Annotated in this window: 2 protein-coding genes; both read left to right on the forward strand. The window is 52.9% G+C overall.

Going from position 1 to position 1,362, the window contains the following annotated elements; genetic code table 11:
* Nucleotides 1-91: 91 nt before the first annotated feature.
* Complete coding sequence (locus tag NNN71_RS24575; protein ID WP_271459578.1) at nt 92-601, forward strand: Csu type fimbrial protein; 510 nt, start codon at nt 92-94, stop codon at nt 599-601.
* Nucleotides 602-615: 14 nt separating this feature from the next.
* Nucleotides 616-1,323 carry a fimbrial biogenesis chaperone gene (locus NNN71_RS24580; protein ID WP_271459579.1) on the forward strand — a complete coding sequence of 236 codons (708 nt, stop codon included), beginning with the start codon at nt 616-618 and terminating at the stop codon, nt 1,321-1,323.
* The last annotated feature ends 39 nt before the right edge of the window (nt 1,324-1,362 follow it).

The following is a 1,362-nucleotide window of genomic DNA, read 5'->3' on the forward strand; positions in this document are numbered from 1 at the left end:
TGCTACCTATTCTACCTTTATATAAGGAATTTCAGCTTCATACGTTATTGTTTTACCAGGGAAAAATGATACCTACGTAGAGGTCAATACTATGAGCACGCCTTTTAAGTTCATTTTTTTCTGCCTGGCATCCGCCGTTATTCCAGCGGCGAATGCGGCAGTGGCAACAAATACATTTCAGGTACAGCTGACTATTTTAAGCAGCTGTTCTGTCTCTCAACCTGTGGCACTGAATATGGGTTCGGTGATGTCCAATGCGACGACGGCCAACGGCTCAACCAGTATGGCCGTCACCTGTTCACGAACCACGCCTTACTTTGTAGGACTGGCACCGTCTTCTGCTAATGGCGGCGGTACGACCGGCAATGGCTTTATGGCCGGTACGACGGGCAACACGGACAAAGTCCCCTATCAGCTCAATCAGGATTCCGCCGGCACCAAGCCATGGGGTAACACCGCAACTTCCTCCAGTGCAGGTAACGGGGTTGGGGGAACCGGGAGCGGGCTGGCGCAAAACATTACGGTCTATGCCGTTGCTCCCAACGCCAACTTCAAACCAGATACCTACTCCGATACGGTCACCATCAACGTTAACTACTAGCTCAGGGACAGCACATGAAGGGGAAAAAGAGTGCGCTTGTCTTTCTTTTAGGGATGGTCTTCGTCAGCCGCTTTGCCATAGCAGACGGACTACAGGTCACGCCCGTCAATCTGACGCTGCAACAAAATCAGCGGGCGGAAGGAATATGGCTAAGTAACACCAGCAGTAACCCTATCAACGCCCAGGTGCGCGTGTTTCACTGGAGCCAGAGCGACTATAGCGACAAGCTCGCCGCGTCGCAGGGGCTGGTGATTAGCCCACCGATGCTGACATTAGCGCCTGGCGGGCGCCAGCTCATCCGCGTTATTCGCACCGGGCCGCCGACATCGACCGAAGATGCCTATCGGCTGTCGATTAACGAGTTACCGCCTTCGGTGCTGAAGAAAAATGCCCTGCAGTTTGTCCTGCACTACTCCATTCCTGTCTTTATCCAGCCTCCTGGTGTGACTGATACCTTCGCCAAACTGCAGTGGCAGATCCATCGCAGCGACGGTAAAGCATTTCTGCAAGTGAGCAATCAGGGAGATGGGCACGCTCAGCTCTCTGACGTCAGCATTCTCTCTGCGTCAGGTAGCCGAAAGCAGATTACCCCCGGATTGCTGGGTTATGTGCTTCCCGGCTCGACGATGCGCTGGATTATTCCAACCAGCGCCGGTGATGCAGGGCAGGGAGGGAAGCTTGAAGTCACGGTCAATGGTAAAAAAACGCTGCAACCGCTATAGCAGGCCAACCTGGCTTTTAATTATTTTAATATTCAATGT

The sequence above is a fragment of the Kluyvera sp. Awk 3 genome, from assembly GCF_028069715.1.
Taxonomy (GTDB): Bacteria; Pseudomonadota; Gammaproteobacteria; order Enterobacterales; family Enterobacteriaceae; genus Kluyvera; species Kluyvera georgiana_A.